20 protein-coding genes and 1 riboswitch are annotated in these 23904 nt (G+C 67.5%); of the genes, 2 read left to right on the top strand and 18 right to left on the bottom strand.

The window, feature by feature from the left end:
• Nucleotides 1-3 precede the first annotated feature (3 nt).
• From ACEN9H_RS28545 to ACEN9H_RS28460, 18 genes are all read right to left on the bottom strand, one after another.
• Entirely contained in the window at nt 4-516 is a 513-nt protein-coding gene (locus ACEN9H_RS28545) for a GNAT family N-acetyltransferase (protein WP_413672923.1), read from the bottom strand.
• Between the two features lie 40 nt (nt 517-556).
• The gene (locus ACEN9H_RS28540; protein ID WP_056128562.1) at nt 557-1327 is read right to left on the bottom strand and encodes a spermidine synthase; all 771 of its coding nucleotides are present in this window, start codon (nt 1325-1327) and stop codon (nt 557-559) included.
• On the bottom strand, nt 1327-1707 hold the full coding sequence (locus tag ACEN9H_RS28535) for an energy transducer TonB (RefSeq protein WP_082579137.1): 381 nt from the start codon (nt 1705-1707) through the stop codon (nt 1327-1329). Before ACEN9H_RS28535 ends, ACEN9H_RS28540 begins: the two co-directional genes overlap by 1 nt.
• Before the next feature lie 231 nt (nt 1708-1938).
• Nucleotides 1939-3261 (bottom strand): sensor histidine kinase, encoded by a 1323-nt coding sequence (locus ACEN9H_RS28530; protein WP_413672922.1) that lies wholly within the window; start codon nt 3259-3261, stop codon nt 1939-1941.
• A complete protein-coding gene (locus ACEN9H_RS28525) occupies nt 3258-4592 on the bottom strand; it encodes a sigma-54-dependent transcriptional regulator (protein ID WP_413672921.1) in 1335 nt (444 codons plus the stop codon). The genes ACEN9H_RS28530 and ACEN9H_RS28525 overlap by 4 nt, the downstream gene beginning before the upstream one ends.
• Nucleotides 4593-4616: 24 nt before the next feature.
• Nucleotides 4617-5852 (bottom strand): ABC transporter permease, encoded by a 1236-nt coding sequence (locus tag ACEN9H_RS28520; protein WP_056329156.1) that lies wholly within the window; start codon nt 5850-5852, stop codon nt 4617-4619.
• An 18-nt stretch (nt 5853-5870) separates the two neighbouring features.
• Nucleotides 5871-7181, bottom strand: a complete 1311-nt coding sequence (locus ACEN9H_RS28515; RefSeq protein ID WP_413672920.1) for an ABC transporter permease — start codon at nt 7179-7181, stop codon at nt 5871-5873.
• Between the two features lie 10 nt (nt 7182-7191).
• On the bottom strand, nt 7192-7908 hold the full coding sequence (locus ACEN9H_RS28510; protein ID WP_413672919.1) for an ABC transporter ATP-binding protein: 717 nt from the start codon (nt 7906-7908) through the stop codon (nt 7192-7194).
• Nucleotides 7909-7926: 18 nt separating this feature from the next.
• A complete protein-coding gene (locus ACEN9H_RS28505) occupies nt 7927-9195 on the bottom strand; it encodes an efflux RND transporter periplasmic adaptor subunit (RefSeq protein WP_413672918.1) in 1269 nt (422 codons plus the stop codon).
• Nucleotides 9196-9598: 403 nt separating this feature from the next.
• Complete coding sequence (atzF, locus tag ACEN9H_RS28500; protein ID WP_413672917.1) at nt 9599-11371, bottom strand: allophanate hydrolase; 1773 nt, start codon at nt 11369-11371, stop codon at nt 9599-9601.
• Between the two features lie 19 nt (nt 11372-11390).
• On the bottom strand, nt 11391-12260 hold the full coding sequence (locus ACEN9H_RS28495) for a TorF family putative porin (RefSeq protein WP_413672916.1): 870 nt from the start codon (nt 12258-12260) through the stop codon (nt 11391-11393).
• 30 nt (nt 12261-12290) lie between these two features.
• Nucleotides 12291-15896, bottom strand: a complete 3606-nt coding sequence (gene uca, locus ACEN9H_RS28490) for an urea carboxylase (protein ID WP_413672915.1) — start codon at nt 15894-15896, stop codon at nt 12291-12293.
• 9 nt (nt 15897-15905) lie between these two features.
• Nucleotides 15906-16562, bottom strand: a complete 657-nt coding sequence (locus ACEN9H_RS28485; RefSeq protein ID WP_413672914.1) for an urea amidolyase associated protein UAAP2 — start codon at nt 16560-16562, stop codon at nt 15906-15908.
• Nucleotides 16563-16572: 10 nt separating this feature from the next.
• On the bottom strand, nt 16573-17328 hold the full coding sequence (locus ACEN9H_RS28480) for an urea amidolyase associated protein UAAP1 (RefSeq protein ID WP_413672913.1): 756 nt from the start codon (nt 17326-17328) through the stop codon (nt 16573-16575).
• A 10-nt stretch (nt 17329-17338) separates the two neighbouring features.
• Nucleotides 17339-18166, bottom strand: coding sequence for an ABC transporter ATP-binding protein (locus tag ACEN9H_RS28475; RefSeq protein WP_056329165.1), 828 nt, complete (start codon nt 18164-18166; stop codon nt 17339-17341).
• Nucleotides 18167-18169: 3 nt separating this feature from the next.
• Nucleotides 18170-19018, bottom strand: coding sequence for an ABC transporter permease (locus tag ACEN9H_RS28470; protein WP_371771593.1), 849 nt, complete (start codon nt 19016-19018; stop codon nt 18170-18172).
• Nucleotides 19019-19021: 3 nt separating this feature from the next.
• Nucleotides 19022-20023, bottom strand: a complete 1002-nt coding sequence (locus tag ACEN9H_RS28465; protein ID WP_413672912.1) for an ABC transporter substrate-binding protein — start codon at nt 20021-20023, stop codon at nt 19022-19024.
• Nucleotides 20024-20077: 54 nt separating this feature from the next.
• Nucleotides 20078-20187, bottom strand: a riboswitch (guanidine-I (ykkC/yxkD leader).
• A gap of 493 nt (nt 20188-20680) precedes the next feature.
• Nucleotides 20681-22537, bottom strand: a complete 1857-nt coding sequence (locus ACEN9H_RS28460; protein ID WP_413672911.1) for a phosphoethanolamine transferase — start codon at nt 22535-22537, stop codon at nt 20681-20683.
• 377 nt (nt 22538-22914) lie between these two features.
• Between ACEN9H_RS28460 and rpsL the strand changes: the two genes are divergently transcribed.
• On the top strand, nt 22915-23298 hold the full coding sequence (gene rpsL / locus ACEN9H_RS28455; RefSeq protein ID WP_036240557.1) for a 30S ribosomal protein S12: 384 nt from the start codon (nt 22915-22917) through the stop codon (nt 23296-23298).
• A gap of 127 nt (nt 23299-23425) precedes the next feature.
• Entirely contained in the window at nt 23426-23896 is a 471-nt protein-coding gene (gene rpsG, locus ACEN9H_RS28450) for a 30S ribosomal protein S7 (RefSeq protein ID WP_036240559.1), read from the top strand.
• Nucleotides 23897-23904 lie beyond the last annotated feature (8 nt).

Genomic DNA, 23904 nt, shown 5'->3' with positions numbered 1-23904 from the left:
GAACTATTTGCGGTAGCGGTAGGTCTGCAGGGGACCGTCCGGGAAGCTGACGGTCTCGGCGGCGTTGGCCCCGGCTTTCAATGCGACGCGGCGCGACGCTTCGTTGCCGGGCTTGATCAGGCTGATCAACGACGTCATGCCCAGCGTGCCGAACGCGACGTCGCGCACGGCCCGCGCCGCTTCCGTGGCGAGACCGCGGCCGCGCAGCGCGGGCACGATCATCCAGCCCAGTTCCGCTTCGTCCCACCCGGCCGGATGGAACAGGCCGACGCGGCCGACGAAGCTGCCGTCGGCGGGATCTTCGAGCATCCACGCGCCGTAGCCGCGCATCTGCCAGTGCCCGATCAGCATGGCGAGGTGCAGCCAGGCGTCGGTCCGGTCGAGCGGGCGGCCCTGGCCGATGTAGCGCATCGTGTACGGGTCCGCATGCAGGGCCGCGAATGCCCCCGCGTGGCGGGCTGCCGGGACGACCAGTTGCAGGCGCGCGGTGCGCAGGAGCGAGATGTCGGTGGCCATGCCCCATGCTAGCCCGAGCGGGGCTGGGGCCGGCGCACGATCAGCCGGCGTGGTCGCGCATCCACTCCTTCAACCCGTTGACCCAGCTCTTGGCCGGCAGGTTGTAGCGGCGCTTGATGTCGGCCGCGCGTTCGTACAGCACGGCGAAGTCGATCTGCGGCGCGTCCTTGAACGCGACGACGACGATGTTGGCGTCGTGGACCTCGGGCAGCCAGACGACGGCGTCGAACGCGTCGCGCATCGCATCGAGGTTCTTGTCGTAGTTGGAAAAATCGCCGAACACGTTGGCGGTCATGACGCCCCCGCTCTTCAGGCAGGCGGCGCACGCGGCGTAGAACTCGGGCGTATCGAGCACGGGGCCGCGCGCTTCCTCGTCGTACAGGTCGACCTGCAGCACGTCCACGGTGCCGTGATTGGCCTCGTCCATCACGAAGTCCAGCGCATCCATCTCGCGCACGTCCAGGCGGTCGTCGTCGGACGGCAGGCCGAAGTGTTCGCGGCAGATGGCGATGACGTTCGGATTCAGCTCGACGGCCGTCACGCGCGCCTGCGGAAAGCGCAGGTGGGAGAACTTGGTCAGCGCGGCGCTGCCGAGGCCCAGCTGCACGATGCGGCGCGGATTCGGCAGGAACAGCATCCACATCATCATCATCTGGACGTATTCCAGCTCGATCGCGTCGGGCCGCGCCAGCCGCATCGCGCCCTGCACCCACGAGGTGCCGAGGTGCAGCGAGCGCACGCCTTCGAATTCGGTGATCGTGGCCGGCGGGTGGCCGGGCCGGGCGAAGCGGGGATCCCTGGCGTTGGTCATTACGGCAGCGACCACGCGTACTGGACGGGCTGCCACGCCGCGACCGTATGGCCGTTCTTCAGCGTGGGCTTGAAGCGGCACAGCCGGAGCGCGGCTTCCGCGGCGTGGTCGAGGATCGCGTAACCGCTCGACTTGAGCAGGCGCGATTCGCGCACGGTGCCGTCGCTGCCGACCAGGAAGGCCATCATCGACACGCCGCTCATGCGCGCCTGCAGCGCTTCCTGCGGATAGGCGGGCGGCGCGCAATGCTGGCCCGGCACCTGCTGCTGCGGCGGTTGCTGCGGCTGCGCGGGCGCAGAGGCCGTACGGGTGGCAGGAGACTGGACGCAGCCGGCCAACAGCGCCAGCGCGGTCATGCAAAACAAAGGTAGTCGGATCATTCCTCGCGTACTCCAACGTCGACGAAACCGGGAGTATCGCACGATCGTGCGCTTTCGCGGCAAATTCGGGGTCAGAGCACATTATAAATGGTCGTTGCGCTCAACCTCGCCTATTGTGCGGGTAAGTACGCGGAACGGCGTTCAACCGGCGGAATGGCGTCGGAAAAAAGGGACCTGACCCCGAATCTGAGCAATTGCCTAAAACCGGGGTCTGAATCCGAAGTGTCGAGTTCAGGCGGGCAGGATCAGGGTGACGGCCAGGCCGCCGCCCTCGCGGTTGCCGAGGGTGATGCGGCCGCCGTGGGCTTCGGCGATTTCGCGCGCCAGCGCCAGCCCGAGACCCGTGCCGCTGCGCTTCGTCGAGTAGAACGGGACGAGGGCGTTCGTCAGCACGGCGTCGTTCATCCCGGTGCCGCGGTCGAATACGTCGATGCGGACCACGTCCTGCACGCGCCGTACGTGCAGCTCGACATCTTCCGGGCGCGAGCCGGATTCGTGCGCGTTCTTCAGCAGGTTGAGGAGCGCCTGCTCCATCTGCGCGCGGTCGATGTGTGCCGGAGATTCCGGCAGTTCGCCGCCGAGGCGGAACGCCACCTGGCCCGCGAGGCCGGCCACGAAATCGGCCCACGCGATCGTCTCCAGGCGCGGCGCCGGCAGCTTGGCGAAGCGCGCGTAGCCGAGGATGAAGCTCTCCAGGTGGCGCGTGCGTTCGCCGATGGTCTGCAGGATCTGCGGCAGGCGCTCCGTCTGGCCGCGCCGCACGAGCTCCGTGCCGGAGTGGGCGAGCGATGCGAGCGGGGCCAGCGAATTGTTCAATTCGTGGCTGATGACGCGGATGACTTTTTTCCACGTCTGCACTTCCTGGCGCCGCAGTTCGGCCGTCAGCTGGCGCAGCAGCAGCAGTTCGTGGCGCCGGCCGTTCAGGCTGAAGTTGCGGCGGGCGAGGTGGTAGACCTCTTCCTCTTCGCCGTCGCCGGCCGTGAACAGGCCGTCGCCGCCGCGCGCCAGCGCTTCCACGAGGGCCGGCGTCTTTTGCAGCACGTCGTGCAACGCGTGGCCTTCCAGCTTATGGCCCTCGAACAGCAGCTGGCGCGCCGCCACGTTCGCGTAGACGATGACACGGCCGGCGGCGCCCGGCGGCTCCGTCACGAGCAGCATGGCGACGGGCGTGTTCTGCACCATCGTGTCGAGCAGCAGTTCGCGCTGCACGAGGTCCAGTCTCTGCTCGCGCAGCACTTCGCCCAGCGCGTTGTGGGCGGCGATGAGGTCCGACAGTTCGTCGTTCTGCGGCCAGTGCAGGCTGAACGAAAAATCGCCGTCGCGGTAGCTGGTGACCGTGCCCTCCAGCGCACGGAACAGCGACAGGATCGGCTGCACCTGCGAGCGCAGGGTGATGATGGAAATCGGCACGACGCACAGCAGGCAGATGCCCAGCACGGCGAGCGGACGGCCCGGCAGCAGATGGTCGAGCGCCAGCGCGATGATGATCCCCACCGCCAGCAGCGTGCCGACGAGGGCCGACCAGCGCGTGACGAGCGACAGCCGGAATTTCATGCGGCGCGGGCGATGCCGAGCCGCTCCATGCGACGATACAGGGCCTGGCGCGACAAGCCCAGTTCCGCGGCCGCCTGCGCGATCACGCCGCCCGCGCGCGCGAGCGCCTGCGTGATCGCCTCGCGGTCCGGTTCCGCGTCCAGCGCGGCATGGGCCGGTAGCGGCAGGCCGAGGTCGGGCGGCTTGATCACGTCGCCCTGGGCCAGCAGGTTCGCGCGCGCCATCACGTTCTTCAGTTCGCGCACATTGCCCGGCCAGTTGTGCGCGAGCAGGGCGGCTTCCGCACCCGGATGCAGGGTCTTGCCGCGCGGGAGGAAGCCGTGCGCCAGCGGCAGAATGTCGCCGGGACGCGCGGCCAGCGCCGGCAGCTTCAGTTCGATCACGTTCAGGCGGTAATACAAATCTTCGCGGAAGGTGCCGGCGCGGATCATCGCCGCGAGGTCCGCGTTCGTCGCGCTGATCACGCGCACCTTCACCTGGCGCTCGCGGTTGGAGCCGAGGCGCTCGAAGCGCCCGGTCTCCAGCACGCGCAGGAGTTTCATCTGCCCGGCCAGCGGCAGGTTGCCGATCTCGTCGAGGAACAAGGTGCCGCCGTCGGCCGCCTCGAACTTGCCTTCGCGCGCCTTCGACGCGCCCGTGTACGCGCCAGCGTCGGCGCCGAACAGCTCCGCCTCGATCAGTTCCGACGGCAGCGCGCCGCAGTTCAGCACCACGAACGGGCCGTCGCGGACCATCGAATTCGCCTGGATGATTTCGGCGATGCGTTCCTTGCCCGTGCCGTTCGGCCCCGTGATCAGGACCGGCACGTCGGCGCGCGCCACTTGGCAGGCGAGGCTCAGCACGCGCTCCGTGGCCGGGTCGGCCCACACGAGGCCGCGCAGGTCGAACTGCTGTTCCAGTTCGCGCCGCGCGCGGCGTTCGCGCTGCAGGCGCTGGCCCAGCGCGCGGTTGGCCTGTCCCAGTTCGATGAGGTTCGTCACCGTCGCGAGCAGGCGGTCGTCGTTCCACGGCTTCGACAGGTAATCGGCGGCGCCGGCCTTGATCAGGTCGACGGCCGCGTCCAGGTGCGTCCACGCCGTCAGCAGGATCACCGGCAGGTCCGGATACAGCTTGCGTATCTCGCGGAACAGTGCCACCCCTTCCTCGCCCGAGGTGGTGTCGGCCGTGAAGTTCATGTCCTGGATGACGAGATCGACTTGTTCGCGCGCGAGGAGGGCGAGACCTTCCTCGGGCGAGGCGGCGCGCAGCGAGGCGATGTCGTGCAGCGAAAACAGGACGTCGAGCGCGATGCCGACGGCGGCGTTGTCATCGATGATCAATACGGTAGGCATGCCCGCTAGCATATCACTGCCGGGTCACACGCTGCGCGTCGCGGTGGCCGGCGAAATGCTGGCCGCGCGCCACGCCGGACCGTAGGCCGCCGCCACGCCCAGCAGCCAGAAGCCGAGGGCGCCGAACACGAGATAGCCGGCCGGCAGGCGCGCCATCTCCAGCTTGCTGACGAGGAGCTGGTTCAGCGCGAGGCCCAGCGCCACGCCGCCGAACACGCCGGCGCTCGTGATCATGAAGTTCTCCGTGATGAAGTAGCGCAGGATGTCGGTCTTCTTCGCGCCCAGCGCGCGCCGCACGCCGATCTGCTTGCGGCGCTGCGTGACCCACAGGCTGGCCATGCCGACGATGCCGGAACAGGTGATCAGCACGAGCAGCGCGCTCACGGTGATCAGCATCCACTGCAGCGCGGCGTCGCCGCGGTAGCGGTTCTTGCGGTCGTCGTCGGTGGTCCCGAGCTCCATGATCATCGGCGTGGCCGACGACTTGCGCAGCGCCGCCTCCGCCTCCTTCATCACGCGGTCGCGCTGGCCCTGCTCCGTGCGCACGGCATACAGCGTGCCGCGGCCGCCGCCGTACTGGCGCTGGGGGATCAGCACGGAATGCATGCCGCGTTCCCTGGTCTCGGCGTGCGCGCTGATCAGGTTCTCGACCACGCCGATGATGCGCGCCGGATGCGCGTCGGCGCCGACGCCGAAGTAGATCGTCTTGCCGATCGCGCTCGTGCCCGGCCACAGCTTGTCGGCCGTCGGCTTCGTGATGATGACGCCCGGCGGATACACGTCCTCCGTGCGCTCGTTCACGTCGACGAGTTCCTGCGGCTGGAAATCGCGGCCCTCGACGAGCGTGAGGCCGAACGTCTTGATGAGCGAATCGCCGGACACATAGGTCGATATGTCGGTACTGGACCGCTCCTGGCGCGGGTCGAGCACGATGCTGGTGTTGCTGCCGCTGCGCGACATCGGCACCTGGCTGACCTGGGCCGCGGCGACCACGCCGGGGACGGCGCGCAGGACCTCGGTCTGGCGTCTGATGTCGGCCAGCTGCTGCTCCGGCGTGGCGTTGCTGAGCGTGCGCACGGCGATGTGGAACACCGCGTGCTCGTCGGCGAGGCCGGACGGACGCGACATGACGGCGCGCCGCTCGTTCACGATGTGCACGGCGTTGGCGAGGATCGCCAGGCTGAGTGCGACCTGCAGCGCGACCAGCAGGGGGCCGGTCTTGTTGCGCAGCAGCGCGGACAGGATGGGACGGAATTCCATGGCGTTCTCCTTGGGCCGTTATTGCGATTTGAGCTGGATCGCCGGCGTGACCTGGCACGCGCGCCAGGTCGGCAGCAGGCCGGCGAGGATGGCGGCGCCGACCGAGATCACGAAGGTCAGTCCCAGCATTTCCCAATCCATGTGGGCGACGGCAGCCATCGAATCGCTCGACATGCGGATCAGGGCCAGCGCGCCGAACGCGAGGAGCAGGCCGAGCACGCCGCCGACGAGTCCCACGACGGCGGTCTCGATCAGGAACTGGCGGAAGATCTCGGTGCGTGAGGCGCCCAATGCGCGCCGCACGCCGATCTCGGTGGCGCGCACGGAAAACTTGGCCAGCAACAGGCCGATGGTGTTCACGAGGCACAGCGCGAGGAAGCCGAAGGACAGCCAGGTCTGCAACTGGCTGTCCTTGCCGACGACGTGCGTGTACTCCATCCAGCCCAGGGCATCGAACAGCTGGTTCGGCGCGTTGCGCGTCAGGCGGCCCAGCTTGCGCTGTTCGGCCGCGTAGCTGTCGAGCCAGGATTGCAGGTCGCCGCGGTCGCCGGACGACGCGGTTTCGAACCACGCGGTGATCCACGTGCAGTCGGACGCGAGGCGCGCGGCGAAGCCCGGCCCGACGTTCGAGGAGCAACTCATGCCGCCGCGGTGCTGGGTTTCGTGGCGGATGGCGGTCGGTAGCGGAATGAAGAACTCCTCGCCCGTGACGTAGGGCGATCCGCCTTGGAGGAGGTAGACGCGCGGCAGCATCTTCCACTTGGCGGCAACGCCGACGACGGTGAACGGAAAGCCCATCAGGTTCAGGCGCTGGCCGACCGGGTTGACGTCGCCGAACAGCTTGTCCGCCATCGCGCGGCTCAGCACCACGACGTCGGCAGCGCGCGCCTCGTCCGCCTCGGTCCACGGCTGACCATAGTCGAACGGCACGTCGAACATGGCGAAAAAGTCGCGCGTTGGCGCCAGGCCGCCCATGTTGAACGGGGCGATCTCGCGCCGCGGCGGCTCGACCGACGCTTCGACGCCGTACAGCGCCGTGCGGCGCACGCCCTGGCCGCTCTTGAGCATGTTCATCGCGTCCTGGTAGGTGATCTGGATGTCCTCCGGCCGTTCGCCCGGCGTATAGCCTTTCACCGGGCCCGGGTCGATCAGCGGCACGAACAGCCGGGTGCTCTTCTGCGGGATCGGGTCGCTCGACATCATGTGCAGGATCGTCAGCGTGGACACGCTCGCTGCCACGCCGACGGCCAGCGTCAGCACCATCAGCGCGGTGAGGGCGGGGTTGCGGCGCAGGCTGCGCACGCCGAGCCTGAAGTAATAGCCGAACATGGTGCGCTCCTTATGCGGTAACCGTGGCGGATTTCGTGTCGACGAGGGTCGGGCCGCGGCGCACGAGGTCGGACACCTGGCCGTCGATGATGTGCACGTTGCGCGTGGTGCGCACCGCCAGTTCCGGATCGTGCGTGACCATCAGGATCGTCGTGCCGGTCGCGTTGATTTCTTCCAGCAGTTCCATCACGCCGCGCGCCATCTGCGTATCGAGGTTGCCGGTCGGTTCGTCCGCCAGCAGCAGTTTCGGCGAGCCCGCGAGCGCGCGCGCGATGGCCACGCGCTGCTGCTGGCCGCCGGACAGCTCGGCCGGATAATGCTTCATGCGCGATGCCAGGCCGACTTTCGCCAGGGCGTCCTCGATGCGCTTCTTGCGCTCGGCCGCGTTGAAGCCGCGGTAGCGCAGCGGGACGTCGACGTTGTCGTACAGGTTCAGGTCGGGGATCAGGTTGAAACCCTGGAAGATGAAGCCCAGCTTTTCGTTGCGCAGGCGCGAGCGGGCGTTGTCGTCCAGCCCCTTCACGTTGACGCCGTCGAGGATGTATTCGCCGGACGTGAATTCCTCGAGCAGGCCGGCGATGTTGAGGAAGCTCGTCTTGCCCGAGCCGGACGGACCGGTCACGGTGACGAACTCGCCTTCGCGGACTTCGATCTCGAAGCCGCGCAGCGCGTGCGTCTCGATCATGTGGGTGCGGTATACCTTGGAGAGATTGGTCATGCGCAGCATGGCGGATCCTTTGGTTGGTTACTGGTTGATCGAGATGCGGTTCGCGTTATTGAATGCGTCGGTGCCGGCGACGACGACCTTGTCGCCCAGCTTCAGGCCCGACACGATTTCGACGGCCGACATGCTGGTGGCGCCCATGCGGATCGGCGTGCGCGTGGCGATCCCGTCGCGCACGACGTAGGCATAGCGTCCGCCCTCGCTCTCGACGAACGGGCCGCGCGCCACCATCAGCACGTTCGGGCGTTCCTCGATGAGCAGGCGCGCCGTCACGCGCTGGCTCTGGCGCAGGCCCTTCGGCTGTTCGCCGTCGAAGCGCACGCGCGCCAGCACCATGCTCTTGACGACTTCCGGCGACAGCGCTGACAGCTTGCCCGTCGCGGTGCCCGAGGGCAGCGTGACCTCGGCGTTCATGCCCAGGCCCAGGTCGGCCGCATACGTCTCCGGCACTTCGATCTCGACCTCGAGCTTCGACAGGTCGACGAGCGTCATCAGCGGCGCGTTCGCGGCGACGACCATGCGGTCCTGCACGTTCAGGGTGCCGATGAAGCCGTCGACGGGCGCGCGCACGGTCAGCTCGTCGACGCGGCGCTGCGCTTCTTCCATCGACAGGCGCGCGCGTTCCAGGTCGTTCAGCTTCGTCTTGATCGCGAGCGCGACATCCTCGCTTTCCAGGCTCGCCGCCTGCGTCGCGTGCTTCGCGCGGATCTGTGCGGACTCCAGCGCGTCCTTCGCCTTCTGGTAATCGATCTTGGCGATGACGCCGAACTGGCCCACGCTGTCGTAGCGCTCCAGGGTGCGCTGGGCGGACAGGCGGTCGATCTCGGCGGTGTCGGCCTCCTTCTGCGCCAGCAGCTTCTGCTTGCGCGACAGGATCTGCTGGCGTGCCACCTCGGCCTTCAGGCCTTCGTAGGCGGACGTCTCGCGTTTCAGCACGTCCGCCAGGTCGGGCGATTCGAGCACGGCCAGCACCTGCCCCTTCTTGACGGTGTCGCCGGCCGCGACCTTCAGGTTGACGGTGGCGGGGGCCTTGGCATACAGGGTCGGGCTGACGGCGGCGACGACGCGGCCGTTGACGGAGGCGTCGCGCACGAGCGTGCCGCGCGTGACCTCGGCGATGCGCAGGCGCGACGCGCTGACGGACGCCTCGCTGCCGCGCCATGTCGACACGAGGCCGGCGCACAGGGCGGCCACGAGGACGGCGCTGCCGACCCAGAGCGCGCGGCGCTTCAGCTTGTGGCCCGGGGGCGGGGCAATGACGGCGTCTTGTTGTGAGGTATCGCGGATCATGATGTGGACACGGGTTGTGGACAGTGTCGTATTTGCATGATCCGTGCCAGCCGCTAAGTCATTGATTTTATTGGCGTGGACAGCGGATACGGTCGCGTCCGCGACTGTCCGGGGCCGGTGTGGACGGACAGTGCGGACAGTCTTGATGCCCGGACAGACTCGAGGTCATGGATTCGGGGTCAGAGCACATTTTCTGAAGGCGAGTCGTCGATTCATGGATTCGGGGTCAGAGCACATTTTCTGAAGGCGAGTCGTCGATTTGGACGACGTTGCCAGCACGTAGCCAGGGAAAGGCAGGCGTTGATGAAAACGCCAAAAAATAATGTGCTCTGACCCCGAATTTGATGTGCTCTGACCCCGAATTTGGGAAATTTCCAAAAGCCGGGGTCCTGGGCCCCGATGGTCAGGCCGCGCGGCGGGTCAGGTACGCGCGCCAGCCGCCGAACATGCTGATGTCGGTGGCGTCGGCGATGCCGGCCGGTTCGCAGATGAAGCCCTTGACCCAGCGCCCGTCCGCCAGTTCGAGCGAGCCGATGCCCAGCGGCGCCGGGATCTCGGCCACGAATTCGCCGAAGCGGCGCAGCGGCAGTTCCCACACTTCCACCTCGATCGCCGCGCCGTCGCGGTCGACCCGCGCGAGGCCCGGCTTGGGCGGCGTCGTGCCCGGCAGCGCGAACAGGCGGTAGTGCGGCGCCGTGTGCGTGGCCGCCACCTTGCGCGCGCCCCGTTCCAGCAACTGCCAGTTCAGCGGCTGGCCCGCCAGGTGCGCGCCGACGACGGCCACCTGTACTGTCGGTTCGGCGAACGGCAGGGGATCTGCAGCCAGCGCATCGGCTTCCGCGCCGCCGAGCAGCGCCGCGACCGCCGTCGCCAGTAGGTGGTCGCTGCCGGCGGCGCCGATTAGTGTGACGCCCGCCGGCAGGCCGTCCGCACGGGAAACCCCCGGCACGGCCAGCGCGGCCATGTCGAAGAAGTTCACGAAGTTCGTGTAATACCCCAGTTGCGCATTCAGTTCCACGGGGCGCGCCAGCACGTCGGCGATGCGCGGCATGGTCGGCGTGGTGGGCACCAGCAGGAAGTCGTAGCCCGCGAGGCTGTCCTCGGCCGCACGGCGCAGCGCCGCCAGCCGGTACTGGCCCATGAACGCATCGGTCGCATCGTATTCCCGGGCCTGCCCGATGATGCCTGCGACTACCGGATGCGCGGCGTCCGGCTGCGCGTCGATGAAGGCGCCGACGGCGGCGTGGCGCTCCGCGACCCACGGGCCCTGGTACAGCAGGGCGGCGGCGTCGCGGAACGGCGTGTAGTCGACCGTGCCGAACGTGCAGCCGGGGAGGTCGCGCAGGCGTGCCAGGGTCGCCTCGAAGGCGGCTTGCGCGGCGATGTCGCCGAAGAATTCCAGCTGCGCGGGCACGGCGATGCGATAGCCGCGCCGGCGCACGCCCTGCGGCGCAATGCGGCGCGAATACGGGTCGCGCGCGTCGTACCCGGCCGCCGCCTGCACCACCTTCCACGCGTCGGCCACGTCCGCCGCGAACACGGAGACGCAATCGAGCGTGCGGCATGCCGGCATCACGCCGCGCGTCGAGAGCAGCCCGCGCGTGGGCTTCAGCCCGACGATGCCATTCAGGCCCGCCGGCACGCGGCCGGATCCGGCGGTATCCGTGCCGAGCGCGAACGCGGCCATCCCCAGCGCCACGGCGACGGCGGAGCCGGAACTCGAGCCGCCCGACACATAGGCCGGATCGACCGCGTTGCGCACTGCGCCGTACGGCGAACGTGTGCCGACGAGGCCCGTCGCGAACTGGTCCAGGTTCGTCTTCCCGACCAGCAGGGCGCCGGCCGCAAGGAGTCGTTGCACTACCGGCGCGGATTCGTCCGGCACGTAGGCGTAGGCGGGGCAGGCGGCCGTGGTGGGCATGCCGGTCACGTCGATGTTGTCCTTGACGGCGAACGGGATGCCCAGCAGCGGCAGGCGCGCCAGCGCGGCAGCGCCTTCGGCCGCCAGCATGGCGTCGAGCGCGCGGGCCTGCGCGCGCAGCGCGGCGTCGTCCACGCGGCTGATCCAGATCTCGGGGCGGTCCGCGGCGGCGATGCGGGCCAGTACCTGCTCGATGCAGCGGCTGGGCGTCGATGCGCCGCTCAGGTAGTCGGCGTGGATGTCGGTGATCGTCATGATGTCTCGCGTAAAAGGATCAGAAGGCGTAGCCGAGGGTGGCCAGCAGGCGGTTGCCCTGCTTGACGCCGTAGCGGTTGTCGCCGCCGAGGAGGCCTTGCAGGCCCCAGGTAAAACCGGCGCCGAGCGGCTGCGTGAAGCCGACGGTCAGGTGGCGCCACCCGCCCGACGACGGCGCGCCGCCCGCGAAGCAGCCGTTGACGATGAAGCTCGCGCCGGCCGCGCAGCGCGTGCCGGTCAGCGTGTCGACCGTGCCCAGGTAGCGGCCTTCCTTGTGGTACGTGTAGAAGCCGAGGGTGGCGGAGAGGGTGATGTCGTGCGGGAGCGGCTGGCTCGCGGTCAAGGTCCAGTAGGTGTCGCCCCGGTTGCCCCAGACGACGTCCTTGAGCAGGGTCTGCGCCGTCACGCTGAACGGGCCGTAGCTGGCGCCAAGCTTGGTCTCGAACGCGTTGGCGTGCTCGCCGTTGACGTAGTAATAGCCCGTCAGGCCGACCGTGTAGCCGATGTCGCCCACCTTGCCGTTGTAGCCGCCGTAGAAGTCGTTCTCGATCGATTTCTTGTGCTGGAAGTCCGCGATGCTGCGATCGGCATACGACTCGCCCAGGCGTTTGTACGAGTAGTTGATCTGCGACGCCCAGTAGCCGAGGAAGAAGCCGGACGAATCGTTCCAGTCGACGCCCCATTGCAGCGCGGGCTGGTCCGACTCGGGGGCGTCGGCGCCGGCGTTGCCCAGGCCCGGCAGGCCGGGCCCATAGGTCGAGCTGACGCCGCGCAGGATGTATTTGCTGACCAGGTCCACGTGGCCGGTGAACGCGGGCGCGTCGTCGGCTTGCGCGGTGCCTGCCAGCAGCAGCGTGGCGATGGCGAGAGCGATCTTCTTGTCGTACATGCGGGACTCCTTGTGTTGGGTAGTTCGGATTCAGGATGCAGTGAAGACGGCGATGCGCTGGCCGGCGGCGACGGGCTTGCCCTCGGCGACGAGCCATTCGTCCAGCACGCCGTCGGCGGTGGCGACGACGGGGATTTCCATCTTCATCGATTCGAAGATCGCCAGCGTCTCGCCCTCGCGCACGGCGGCGCCGGGCGGCACGACGATCTTCCACACGCTGCCGGGAACGACGGCGGACAGGTACTGGCTGCCGTCGGGCAGGTCGGCCAGCGCGCCCACATCGAGCGTCGCTTCCTCGCTGACCCATTCGGCCTGGCCGCTCGTGCGCCACCGTTCGCGCTCGGCCTCGAACGCGGCCTGCTGGCGCGTCTTGAACGCGGCGATCGCATCCGCTTCGCGCGCCAGGAACGCGTTGTAGTCGGCCAGCGAGAACGTGGTCTCCTCGATGCGCACGTCGAAGCGGCCGAGCGGGAAATCGCGCCGGTGTTCGAGCAGGCGGTCTTCCGTCACCTCGTAGAAGCGGATCTGGTCGAAGAAGCGCAGCAGCCACGGTTTGCCGTCGCGGAAGCTGGCCGTCTGGCGGTAGCGGTTCCACATCTGGACTGTCCGGCCGACGAACTGGTAGCCGCCCGGGCCTTCCATGCCGTACACGCACAGGTAGGCGCCGCCGATGCCGACCGCGTTTTCCGGCGTCCACGTGCGCGCCGGGTTGTACTTCGTCGTCACGAGGCGGTGGCGCGGATCGACCGGCGTCGCGACCGGCGCGCCCAGGTAGACGTCGCCCAGGCCCAGCACCATGTAGCTGGCCTTGAACACGACGTCGTACACGTCGCGGATCGAGTCCAGGCCATTGATGCGGCGGATGAATTCGATGTTGCTGGGGCACCAGGGCGCGTCCGGGCGCACGGTCGTCTCGTACTTCTGGATCGCGAGGCGCGTCTGCGTGTCGTTCCACGCGAGCGGGAGGTGCACGATGCGCGACGGGACCACCATGTCTTCGACCGGCCCCTGCGCCGCCAGCAGCGCACCGATCCGCTCCAGCAGGCGCGTGGCGCCCAGGCGGCGATGGTCGAAGTGGACCTGCAGCGAGCGGATGCCGGGCGTGAGGTCGACGACGCCATCCAGGCGTGCGTCTTCCAGCGCGCACATCAGCGCATGCACGCGGAAACGGAGGTTGATGTCCAGCGCGAGGTCGCCGAATTCCACCAGCAGGTAGTCGTCGCCGGCGCGGCGGAACACGACGCGCGTACCGTCCGGCAGCGCCGCTTCGCCCGCGACGGCCGGCTGCGCCAGGCCTGGCGGCGACGCCGGCGGCGTCCACACGGGCGCCGCGTCCGGCCGCTCGAACACGGCGTCCAGCGCCGCGCGCAGGGCCGCCGCCTCGTCGACGGACACGCGGTGGAAGCGCACCGTGTCGCCCGGTTTCAGCTGGCCCATCTTCCACAGGTCGCTCGATACGATCACGGCGGGGCACACGAAGCCGCCCAGGCTCGGGCCGTCCGGGCCGAGGATCACGGGCATGTCGCCGGTGAAGTCGATGGAGCCGATGGCATAGGCGTTGTCGTGGATGTTCGACGGGTGCAGGCCCGCTTCGCCGCCGTCCGTGCGCGCCCAGCGCGGTTTCGGGCCGACGAGGCGCACGCCGGTGCGGCTGGAATTGAAGTGAACCTGCCAGTCCGTGCCGAAGAACGTCACGATGTCGTCGCCGGTGAAGAAGTCCGGCGCGCCGTGCGGGCCGTAGTGGACGGCGATGTCCCAGTGGTGCGCATAGGTCGGGATCGCGGCGGGTGCGAGTTCGCGAGTGAACGCCGGCACGGGCTTCAGCTTGAGCATGTCGCCCGCGCGCACGGCGCGGCCCCCGTGACCGCCGAACTGGCCCAGCGTGAACGTGGCGCGGCTGCCGAGATAGTCCGGCACGTCCAGGCCGCCCGCGAATGCGACGTAAGCCCGCACGCCGGCGCCGCGCACGCCGGCGAAGCGCAACGTTTCGCCGGCCGCGATGGCGTGTGCTTGCCAGTTCGCGAGGTCGCGTTTGCCGTCCGCACCGGACACGCTGGCCCCGAGGTCGGCGCCGGCCAGCGCGATCGTGCACGCGCAGTTGAAGCGCAGGGTCGCGCCCTGCAAGGTCATCTCCAGCGTGGGCGCGGCGATATCGTTGCCGAGCAGGTGGTTCGCCACGCGGTGCGCGTAGGCGTCCATCGGCCCGGACGGCGGGATGCCGACGGCCCACAGGCCCAGGCGGCCCGGGTAGTCCTGCACCGTCGTCTGGATGCCGCCGTCCAGCACTTCGACGGTCTGCGGCGCGAAGTCCATCGCGGCCAGCATCTGCGTGATCTGGCGGCCGGCGACGAAATCGCCGTAGCGCAGGATGCGCGCGAGGTAGGCAAGATTGGTCTCGATGCCGTCGATGCGCGACGTCTCGAGAGCGCGCACGAGCTGGTCGACCGACGCGGCCCGGTTGTCCGTCTTGACGATCAGCTTGGCCAGCAGCGGGTCATAGTAGGGGCTGACGGTGACGCCGCGCTCGACCCACGTGTCCACGCGCAGGCCCGGCGCGAATTCGACGGCCGTCAGCACGCCGGAGCAGGGTTGAAAATTGCGCGCCGGGTCTTCCGCGTACACGCGCAGCTGCATCGCGTGGCCGTGCGGCACGAGCGATGCCTGGTCCGGCAGCGTGAGCTCGCCGGCCGCCGCGCGGATCATCCATTCGACGAGGTCGACGCCGAACACTTCTTCCGTCACGCCGTGCTCCACCTGCAGGCGCGTGTTCACTTCGAGGAAGTAGAACGCGCCCGTGTCCGCGTCCAGCACGTATTCGACGGTGCCGGCCGACAGGTAGTCGATCGCTGCGCCCAGGCGCACGGCGGTGGCGGCCAGCGCATGGCGCGTGCCGTCCGAGAGGTCCGGCGCGGGCGTCTCTTCGATCACCTTCTGGTTGCGGCGCTGGACGGAGCAATCGCGCTCGCCCAGCGACACGACGTTGCCGCGGCCGTCGCCGAAGATCTGCACCTCGACGTGGCGCGCGCGCTGCACGAATTTTTCCAGGTAGATGCCGCTGTTCTTGAAGTTGTTCTCGGACAGGTGGCGCACGGACGCGTAGGCGCCGGCCAGTTCGTCGTCGTCGCGGCACAGGCGCATGCCGATGCCTCCGCCGCCCGCCGTACTTTTCAGCATGACGGGGTAGCCGATGCGGCGCGCTTCCGTCAGCGCTTGCTCGACGCCGTCCAGCAGGCCGGTGCCCGGCAGCAGCGGTACGTCGGCCTGCCGTGCCAGTTCGCGCGCGGTGTGCTTGAGGCCGAAGTCGCGCATCTGCCGCGGCGTGGGGCCGATGAACACGATGCCCGCGGCGGCGCACGCTTCCGCGAAGCCGGCGTTCTCGCTCATGAAGCCGTAGCCGGGGTGGATCGCCTGCGCACCCGTGTTGCGCGCCGCCGCCAGCACACGCTCGGCCGACAAATAGCTGTCGCTGGCGGCGGCCGGGCCCACGCACACGGCTTCGTCGGCCAGGCGCACGTGCAGCGATTCGACGTCGGCCTCGGAATAGATGGCCACCGTTTTCATGCCGAGGCGGCGCGCGGTGCGGATCACGCGGCAGGCGATTTCGCCGCGGTTGGCGATCAGGATCTTGTCGAACATGGCGGTCTTTCAGGCGGAGGGGGAGGCCCCCCAGATCACGAAGCGGACCGGGGTGGGGTTGTAGGCATTGCACGGGTTGTTCAGCTGCGGGCAGTTCGACACGAGCACCAGCACGTCCATCTCGGCGCGCAGCTCGACATACTTGCCCGGCGCGGACAGGCCGTCCTCGAACGACAGGCCGCCGCCTTCCGTCACCGGCACGTTCATGAAGAAGTTCACGTTGGGGACGAGGTCGCGCTTGTCCATGCCGATGTCCGCTCGCGCCAGCGCGAGCAGGTAGTTGTCACGGCAGCTGTGCATGAATTTCTTCTGCAGCGCGTAGCGCACCGTGTTGCTCTCGGCCGCGCAGGCGCCGCCCAGCGTGTCGTGGCGGCCGCACGTGTCGGCCACGATAGCCAGCATCGGCCGGCCGCGGTTCGAATACAGCACCGAGCCGGCCGACAGGTAGATGCCGCCCTGGCGCTGCAGCGTGTCGGTGACGCTGTAGCTTTCGGCCGTGTCGGCGGCGTTGTAGAAGATCGTGTCGACGGCCTGGTTGCCTTCCAGGTCGACGATGCGCAGCGTCTGGCCGCGTTTGACTTCGTGCAGCCACGGTTCGCCGGCCGGCAGGTCGTGGATGGCCAGGGCGGCGGCGGGATCGAGCGTGCTCTCGCGCAGGGTGTGCATGACGGTCTCCTCAGCGGTAAATCAGTTCGGTGTTATGAAAGCCGCGGCCGTTTTCGGCGCACGACAGGCGGCACACGTCGTCCTCGCCGGCCGGGCCGGAATCCCAGGCCACGATGGCGACCTTGCCCGGCGCGTAATCGGGGCGCGGATCGAGCGGGTGGGGCGCGGTGGAGACCAGGACCAGCGTGTCCATCTCGAAGCGCAGCTCGACGAAGTCGCCGGGCTTTGCGTGGTTCTCGGCGAAGCGGAAACGCCCGTCGGCATCGACCGCCACCCTGGAAAACAGGTTCAGGTTCGGTACGAGGTCGCGCAGGCCCAACCCCCATTTGCCCATCTCGACGAGCAGGCTGTCCTTGCCGTTGCGGTGCATCGCGTTGCGGTGTTCCTGGTAGCGCTTGACGCCGTGGCGGCGCGCGATGCCTTCCGCATCCGACAGGCCGCACAGCGGATCGTGCCAGCCCACTGTGTCGCGCGGGATCGATGCGAGGATGCGGCCCATGTCCGAGTACAGTACGTGGCCCGCCGTCAGGTGTGCCGTGTGCTGGGCCTTCAGCGTGTCCGGCACGTTGAGGCGCTCCATGCGCTCGTCGGCGCGATACAGCAGCACGGACGCATTGGCGCCGGCTTCCACGGCGATGAAGCGCAGCGTCGTGCCGCGCCGCACGCGGTACGACCAGTGCGCGCCGCCGGGGAAGCGTTCGGTCCACAGCACGCGGGCCGGGTCCAGGTCCGGTGCCAGTTCGAGAGTGTGTTCGGTGTGTGTCATGGTGGTTCCGTCAGGTCGTGCGGGTGAGTTTTTCGAGCTGTTCCAGGTCGGTCTTGACGCCGGACGTCTCGCGGATGCGGTTCAGGATTTGGCGCTTCAGCGCGGAGAATTCGGGCGCGAGCTTCAGGTCCTGGTGGCGTTTGGCGCCGAACGGCACGTCGACGATCGAATCGATGCGGCCCGGACGCGGCGCCATCACGACGACGCGCTCGCCCAGGTAGATCGCTTCCTCGACGTCGTGCGTGACGAACACGATGGTGGTCTTTTCCAGGTGGTGGACGTGGCGGATCAGGTCGTGCATCACTTCGCGCGTCTGCGCGTCCAGCGCGCCGAACGGCTCGTCCATCAGCAGCACGTCCGGCCGCGCCATCAGCGCCCGCGCGATCGCCACGCGCTGCTGCATGCCGCCCGAGAGTTCGGCCGGATACGCATGCGCCACGTGCGCAAGGCCCATCAGGCCGATGAGGGCGTCCGCGCGGCCGGATGCGATTTCGACGTCGCTCGATGTGGCGGCGGCGTGGTGCTTGAGGCGGCGGCAGAAGCGGATGTTGTCCTTCACCGTCAGCCACGGGTACAGGCTATAGCTCTGGAAGACCATGGCGCGGTCGGCGCCGGGGCCGTCGACGTCGCGGCCGTTGCAGACGATGCTGCCTTGCCCGTATTCCTCCAGGCCGCAGATCGTGCGCAGCAGCGTCGATTTGCCGCAGCCGGACGCGCCGACGAGGGTCACGAATTCGCTGGCGGCGATGTCCAGGTCCACGTGCTGCAGCGCGAGCGTGCGCCGCGCCCCGCGGCCATAGTGTTTGTACAGGCCGCGTACGGCTATCTTGGGTGTCATGGTTCAGCCTCGCAGGTGATGCCAGGGAAAGCAGCGCTTGTGCAGCCAGCGGAACGCCTGGTCCGTGAGCAGGCCCACGAGGCCGATCAGCAGGATGCCGGCGAAGATCTTGTCGGTCTGGAGGAAGCGCTGCGCCTTCAGGATCGCGTAGCCCAGGCCCGAGTTCGCGGCCACCAGTTCGGCCACGACGAGGTACGTCCACGCCAGGCACATCGCGCCGCGCAAGGTGGTCAGGATCGCGGGACGCGCGGCCGGGATCAGCACGTACTTGATGATTTCCTCGTTCGTCGCGCCCATCGTGCGCGCCGCTTCGATCGGCGCGTCCGGCACGCGCGCCACGTCGGCGGCGACGAGCAGCAGCATCTGGAAGAACACGCCGACCCAGATCACCGCGATCTTCGCGCTTTCCTCGATGCCGACCCACAGCATGATCAGCGGGATGAACGCGACGGCGGGCAGGTAACGGGTGAATTCCGTCAGCGGCTCGAGGAACGCGCGCACCGGCGCATACGTCCCGACCAGCACGCCGAGCGGCACGGCGACGAGGGCCGCGACGCAGAAGCCGCCCAGCACGCGGCCGATGCTGACGATGACGTCGCCCAGCAGGTCGCCGTCGCGGTACCACTCGCCCAGCTGGGCTAGCACCTGCCACGGCGGCGGCAGGAATACGGGATCGGCCCAGCCGTTCAGCGAGACGAGGATCCACACGGCGAGCGGCAGCACGAAGCCGGCGACGGCCAGCGCGAGCGCGCTGCGGCGGCGCAGATCGCCGCGCACGTCCCACGGCGAGCGGCGGTTGCGCATCACCGTGGGGCCGGCCGCGCCGTCAAGAGGGGGCAGGTCGTCGCGCATGGCTTACTTCTTGAGGGCGTCGGCCAGCAGCGAGGCGTCGATGCCGGCGGCGTAGTCGACCGGGCCGGCGACCAGCTTGTTCGTGCTGAGGAATTTGTGGATCTCGGGACCGGCCGCGACGAGCGACTGCGGCTTGCTGGCGTCGAGCGCGGCCTGGTTGTCGGCGCGGTCGAAGAAGCGCGTGCCCGGCAGGAAGACCTTGTACTCGGCCGGCTTGATGCCGACCACTTTCGACATGATCTGCACCGCCTCGTCCGGATGGTCGTGGATGAAGGACTGCGTGTCGAACCACGCCTGGATCATGCCGACGAGGTCCTGGCGCTTGATCTTGTCGCGCAGGGACTTGCCGTGGGCGACGAGCAGGTCGGGCACGAGGCCCGGCATGTCGCGCGACGTGAACAGCGCGTGGCCCTTGCCGCTCGCCTGGATCTTGTTGACCCACGGGTTCCACACGACGGCGGCGTCCACGCGGCCGGCCACGAACGCGGCGGCCGCATCACCGGCGGACAGGTTGACGACCTTGACGTCATTCATGCTCATGCCGTTGCGGGCCAGCGCCGTGGCGAGCACGAAGTGCGAGATGCTGAATTGCTCCAGCGCCACCGTGCGGCCTTTCAGGTCCGCGAACGACTTGATCTTCGGGCCGACCATCAGCGCGTCGTTGCCGGCCGAGTTGTCGTTGACCAGCACGGCCTTGACGTCGACCTTCTTCGCCAGCGGCGTCATGGTGTCCGACCAGGTCTGCGCATTGGCGTCGAGCTGGCCGGCCGACAGCGCGGCGACGGAGTCCGTGTAATTACCGAACCAGACCAGCTTGACGTTGGCGCCGTGCCGCTTGAAGAACCCCTTCTGGTCCGCGACGTACCAGGCCACCCAGCCCGGCCAGTCGGACAGGCCGACCTTGACCTCGGCGTGCGCGGGCCCGGCGGCCGACAGCGCCGCGCACAGGGCGAGGACCGTTGCGATGGAACTGCGAAGGATGCGGTGATGCTGGAAGAAACGCATGATGGAGCTCCCGAAGTGGATAAAAACGAGAGGCAAGCGATTGCGGCGCAATCGTCCTCCCGGGCTTTTATCCCTCCGTGTAGCTCCTTGCCGCGTGGCGGCGGGGAACCGGCAGCTCTCGGACCAGCACCGCTCGCGCGGTCGGAACCCTAGCCACCTTGTCGAGATGTGCGCGATGCCGACATCGGCCCACCTCTCGTTGCAGGTTCAATTTGCAAGAACAGTGCCAGCGGGTTTCGTACAAGCGCTCCCTGTGTGCGTGTGCCGTGCGCACGTTCGCGGCGCGCCGCGGCGGTGCGTCCATGCGCCGATCTGGTGCGTATTTCGCGCAGGCCGTGCGCCACGGCGATGGACGCGGGCGGGCATCGACCTTGCATGGGATGGATCACGATCACGCAGCGGAGCACCGATGTCCACCTTTGCCAGCACCTTGTGTCGCCGTCTCGCCCGGCTTGCCTGGGCGTTCCTGTACCTGCTGGCCTCGCAGCCCGCGCACCGTTATCCGTGGTTCGCACGGCCCGGAAAAATTCGGGGTCAGAGCACATTTTCTGACCGGTGATCGGCGAGTTGACAGGAGTTGGTTGGGCATTCCGCGAACATGCCGGCGATTTGCCAGCAGCCGCGAAAATTAATGTGCTCTGACCCCGAATTTGAGCTCTAGTCGCGTGGCAAGGGTTTGCCTTTGGCGATCACTTCGTGGCAGTCGCCCTTGATGGCGGCGTTGTCGTAGTCGGTCCAGCCGTAGCTGTCGACGTAGCGCTTGTGTTGCTTGAAGGCGGCGTTGACGAAGCTCCACGCCAGGCGCTCGTCCGGGTAGCGCACGTCGCCCAGGTCGAGCAGGGTGTGGAATATGTTTTCGGTCGCCAGCTTCGCCTTGCGGTGGCGGCGCAGCTGCGTGACCTTGTCCGGGAAGCGCGCCGCGTACGCATCCGAATACCAGGCGAACGCGGGGACGTGGAATTCGTATTGCGTGTTGTGGCCATGGAAGGCGAGGCGGCAGCTGTTGTCGTACAGCGTCTGGCCATGGTCGGCCACGTACAGCATGGCGGCCGGCCTGTCGGCTTCCTTCAGCGTGCCGATGACGTGGTCGAGGAACCAGTCCGTGTACAGGATCGAGCTGTCGTAGCTGTTGTTCAGCTTGTCCTTGATCCTGATGTCCGTGTAGACGGGCTTGTCGATGCCGTACAGCGACGGCAGCCATTTGTCGAACTGCTTCGGGTAGCGGTGGCTGTAGTTCCAGTGGCTACCCAGCGTGTGCAGCACGATCAGTTTCTTCGGCGCCGGATCCGCGACCGCATGTTTCAAAGGGCCGAACAGGATTTCGTCGTAATTCGAATTGTCGGTAAAACCGCCCAGATTCAGGAAGTCGACGACGTCCGCTTCCTTCGCGAACACGGACACGGGGGTGTCGAACTTGCCGAACGAGATCTGGTTCGACAGCCAGAACGTTTTATAGCCCGCTTCCTTGAACGCGGTCAGGAACGATTTTTCCGAGAACCCGTCCTTGAGGCTTTGCGTGGCCGGCTTGCGCGAGATGATGACGGGGACGCTCAGGCGCGTGGCGGAGACGGACGTGATCACGTCGCGCAGCGGCACCACGTTCGGCTCCTGCGACAGCAGCGGGTTCGTGTCGCGGTCGTAGCCGTTTAGGCTCCAGCGGTCGTAGCGCGACGATTCGCCGATCACCATCACGATCACCTGCGGGTCGTCGTTCGGCTCGGCCAGGTGGGCGTGGAAGCGGAAGTTGGCGCTGCGACGGTTCAGGTCGGCGAGATAGACCCGTTCCTTGTAAAAATCGACGCCGCGCGCGGCCAGGCCGAATGGCCACGAATGCGCGAACGTGTCCAGGTCGAACGGCAGCTTCATCCAGTGCGCCAGCGGCGGCAGCGAGGCGGGGCGCGGTATGCTGGACGGACGCGGCGCCGCGGTCTCTTCGCTGGCGGCCTCGACGCTGTCGGAGGCTTTCACGAGCCGCACGCTGGCAGCTGCCGGGCCGGCACCCGCGAGTGGCGGCGGAGCGACGCCGTACTTCAGGCCGTAGGCGAACACGACGGCCACGACCGCCAGCACGCCCAGCACGACGGGGCGCGACACGTCGGCCCAGTCGAGGTCGCGCGTGCGCCAGGCCGCGATCCAGCTCGTGACGAACCACGCGAGCATGCCGACGAAGACGCCGATCAGCAGCCAGACTTTGCTGCCGAGGAATTCCATGGCCTCGGCCGGGCTCGTCTCCGCGATGATGCCGAGGTGGTGCGTGGAAATGCCCTGGCCGTAGAACGCATATAAATAAAGCTCGACGGGCAGCGCGAGGAAGGCGGGCAGCAGCAGCCAGTGGAAGTACGCCGGGCGCTTGAACACGCCCCACACGCCCAGCCAGGCCAGCAGTTCGATGCCGGCCACCTGGCCGGGGTGCGACAGCGGCTGGCCGAACAGCGGCGCCACGTACGGCACGCAGGACAGGAGCAGATAAGTGAGCGCGACGTACAGGTTGCGCGGGCGTAGCAGGAATGACATCGAACAGACGTGTGCGGCGCGCGGAGGCGAAGTCCGCTATTATCCGGTTTTTGCCACTGGTAACGCTATTCCATCTGCACAACGGATGAAATCCGGCGTACACTGGTTGTGTCGTTATCACGACATCTACTGAGCAATTACACAATCTTCCGCCGCTGTCGCGGTGCCCGGTCAGCAAGTTTGTTGACCCGGCCCCGCTTCAGGTCTATACTCGCGAGTTCTCGAATTATTCTGCGCATGGTTTACGCATAACAGCCGCTCCCGCTGGTGAGTGGCTTTCGTCGCCTGTACGGAGAGTTGCGGGACAAGGTTTCAGCCCCCGGAAAGCAAGAGCCCCGGGTCATTAACTAGTAGTTATTTTGTTGGATTTTTGAACGATGCCAACCATCAATCAACTGATTCGCAAGCCGCGTGAAGCCGCGGTTGTGAAGAGCAAGTCGCCGGCACTGGAAAACTGCCCGCAAAAGCGTGGTGTCTGCACCCGTGTCTACACGACGACCCCGAAGAAGCCGAACTCGGCACTGCGTAAAGTCGCCAAAGTTCGCCTGACCAACGGTTTCGAAGTCATTTCGTACATCGGCGGTGAAGGCCACAACCTGCAGGAACACTCGGTCGTGCTGATCCGCGGCGGTCGTGTGAAAGACTTGCCGGGTGTGCGTTACCACATGGTCCGCGGTGCACTGGATACCCAGGGCGTGAAAGACCGTAAGCAGGCCCGTTCGAAGTACGGTGCCAAGCGTGCCAAGGCTGCCAAGAAGTAATCTTCTTGCAATCTGGGTAAATTAATATTGAGTTAGTTGAGGCGGCCGGAAGGCCGAGTAAGTGAAGGGCTTTGATGGCCTTTCGCGAGTGCGATAAGCGCTCAACTGAAGACAAAAAGGAATTGAAATGCCACGTCGTCGTGAAGTACCCAAGCGCGAGATTCTGCCGGATCCAAAATTCGGCAACACCGATGTCGCCAAGTTCGTCAACGTTCTGATGCTGTCCGGTAAGAAATCGGTCGCTGAGAACATCATCTACGGTGCATTCGACTACATCCAGTCCAAATCGGGCAAGGACCCACTGGAAGTGTTCGCAACCGCGATCAACAACTGCAAGCCGATGGTCGAGGTGAAATCCCGCCGCGTCGGTGGCGCCAACTACCAGGTGCCGGTTGAAGTGCGTCCGGTCCGCCGTATGGCCCTGTCTATGCGTTGGTTGCGCGAAGCCGCAAACAAGCGTAGCGAAAAATCCATGCCGCATCGCCTGGGTGGCGAGCTGATGGAAGCAGCAGAAGGCCGCGGCGGCGCGATGAAGCGTCGTGACGAAGTCCACCGTATGGCTGAAGCGAACAAGGCGTTCTCGCACTTCCGCTTCTAAGCAAATGG

Origin of the sequence: Massilia cellulosiltytica (assembly GCF_047325105.1) — a bacterium.
GTDB lineage: Bacteria > Pseudomonadota > Gammaproteobacteria > Burkholderiales > Burkholderiaceae_D > Telluria > Telluria orientalis.
This window is presented reverse-complemented; position numbering and strand designations above follow the sequence as displayed.

Bases quoted from the DNA above. Each gene is read 5' to 3' on its own strand.
- ACEN9H_RS28545 (WP_413672923.1), bottom strand. From the start codon at position 516: ATGGCCACCGACATCTCGCTCCTGCGCACCGCGCGCCTGCAACTGGTC.
- ACEN9H_RS28540 (WP_056128562.1), bottom strand. From the start codon at position 1,327: ATGACCAACGCCAGGGATCCCCGCTTCGCCCGGCCCGGCCACCCGCCG.
- ACEN9H_RS28535 (WP_082579137.1), bottom strand. From the start codon at position 1,707: ATGATCCGACTACCTTTGTTTTGCATGACCGCGCTGGCGCTGTTGGCC.
- ACEN9H_RS28530 (WP_413672922.1), bottom strand. From the start codon at position 3,261: ATGAAATTCCGGCTGTCGCTCGTCACGCGCTGGTCGGCCCTCGTCGGC.
- ACEN9H_RS28525 (WP_413672921.1), bottom strand. From the start codon at position 4,592: ATGCCTACCGTATTGATCATCGATGACAACGCCGCCGTCGGCATCGCG.
- ACEN9H_RS28520 (WP_056329156.1), bottom strand. From the start codon at position 5,852: ATGGAATTCCGTCCCATCCTGTCCGCGCTGCTGCGCAACAAGACCGGC.
- ACEN9H_RS28515 (WP_413672920.1), bottom strand. From the start codon at position 7,181: ATGTTCGGCTATTACTTCAGGCTCGGCGTGCGCAGCCTGCGCCGCAAC.
- ACEN9H_RS28510 (WP_413672919.1), bottom strand. From the start codon at position 7,908: ATGCTGCGCATGACCAATCTCTCCAAGGTATACCGCACCCACATGATC.
- ACEN9H_RS28505 (WP_413672918.1), bottom strand. From the start codon at position 9,195: ATGATCCGCGATACCTCACAACAAGACGCCGTCATTGCCCCGCCCCCG.
- atzF (WP_413672917.1), bottom strand. From the start codon at position 11,371: ATGACGATCACCGACATCCACGCCGACTACCTGAGCGGCGCATCGACG.
- ACEN9H_RS28495 (WP_413672916.1), bottom strand. From the start codon at position 12,260: ATGTACGACAAGAAGATCGCTCTCGCCATCGCCACGCTGCTGCTGGCA.
- uca (WP_413672915.1), bottom strand. From the start codon at position 15,896: ATGTTCGACAAGATCCTGATCGCCAACCGCGGCGAAATCGCCTGCCGC.
- ACEN9H_RS28485 (WP_413672914.1), bottom strand. From the start codon at position 16,562: ATGCACACCCTGCGCGAGAGCACGCTCGATCCCGCCGCCGCCCTGGCC.
- ACEN9H_RS28480 (WP_413672913.1), bottom strand. From the start codon at position 17,328: ATGACACACACCGAACACACTCTCGAACTGGCACCGGACCTGGACCCG.
- ACEN9H_RS28475 (WP_056329165.1), bottom strand. From the start codon at position 18,166: ATGACACCCAAGATAGCCGTACGCGGCCTGTACAAACACTATGGCCGC.
- ACEN9H_RS28470 (WP_371771593.1), bottom strand. From the start codon at position 19,018: ATGCGCGACGACCTGCCCCCTCTTGACGGCGCGGCCGGCCCCACGGTG.
- ACEN9H_RS28465 (WP_413672912.1), bottom strand. From the start codon at position 20,023: ATGCGTTTCTTCCAGCATCACCGCATCCTTCGCAGTTCCATCGCAACG.
- ACEN9H_RS28460 (WP_413672911.1), bottom strand. From the start codon at position 22,537: ATGTCATTCCTGCTACGCCCGCGCAACCTGTACGTCGCGCTCACTTAT.
- rpsL (WP_036240557.1), top strand. From the start codon at position 22,915: ATGCCAACCATCAATCAACTGATTCGCAAGCCGCGTGAAGCCGCGGTT.
- rpsG (WP_036240559.1), top strand. From the start codon at position 23,426: ATGCCACGTCGTCGTGAAGTACCCAAGCGCGAGATTCTGCCGGATCCA.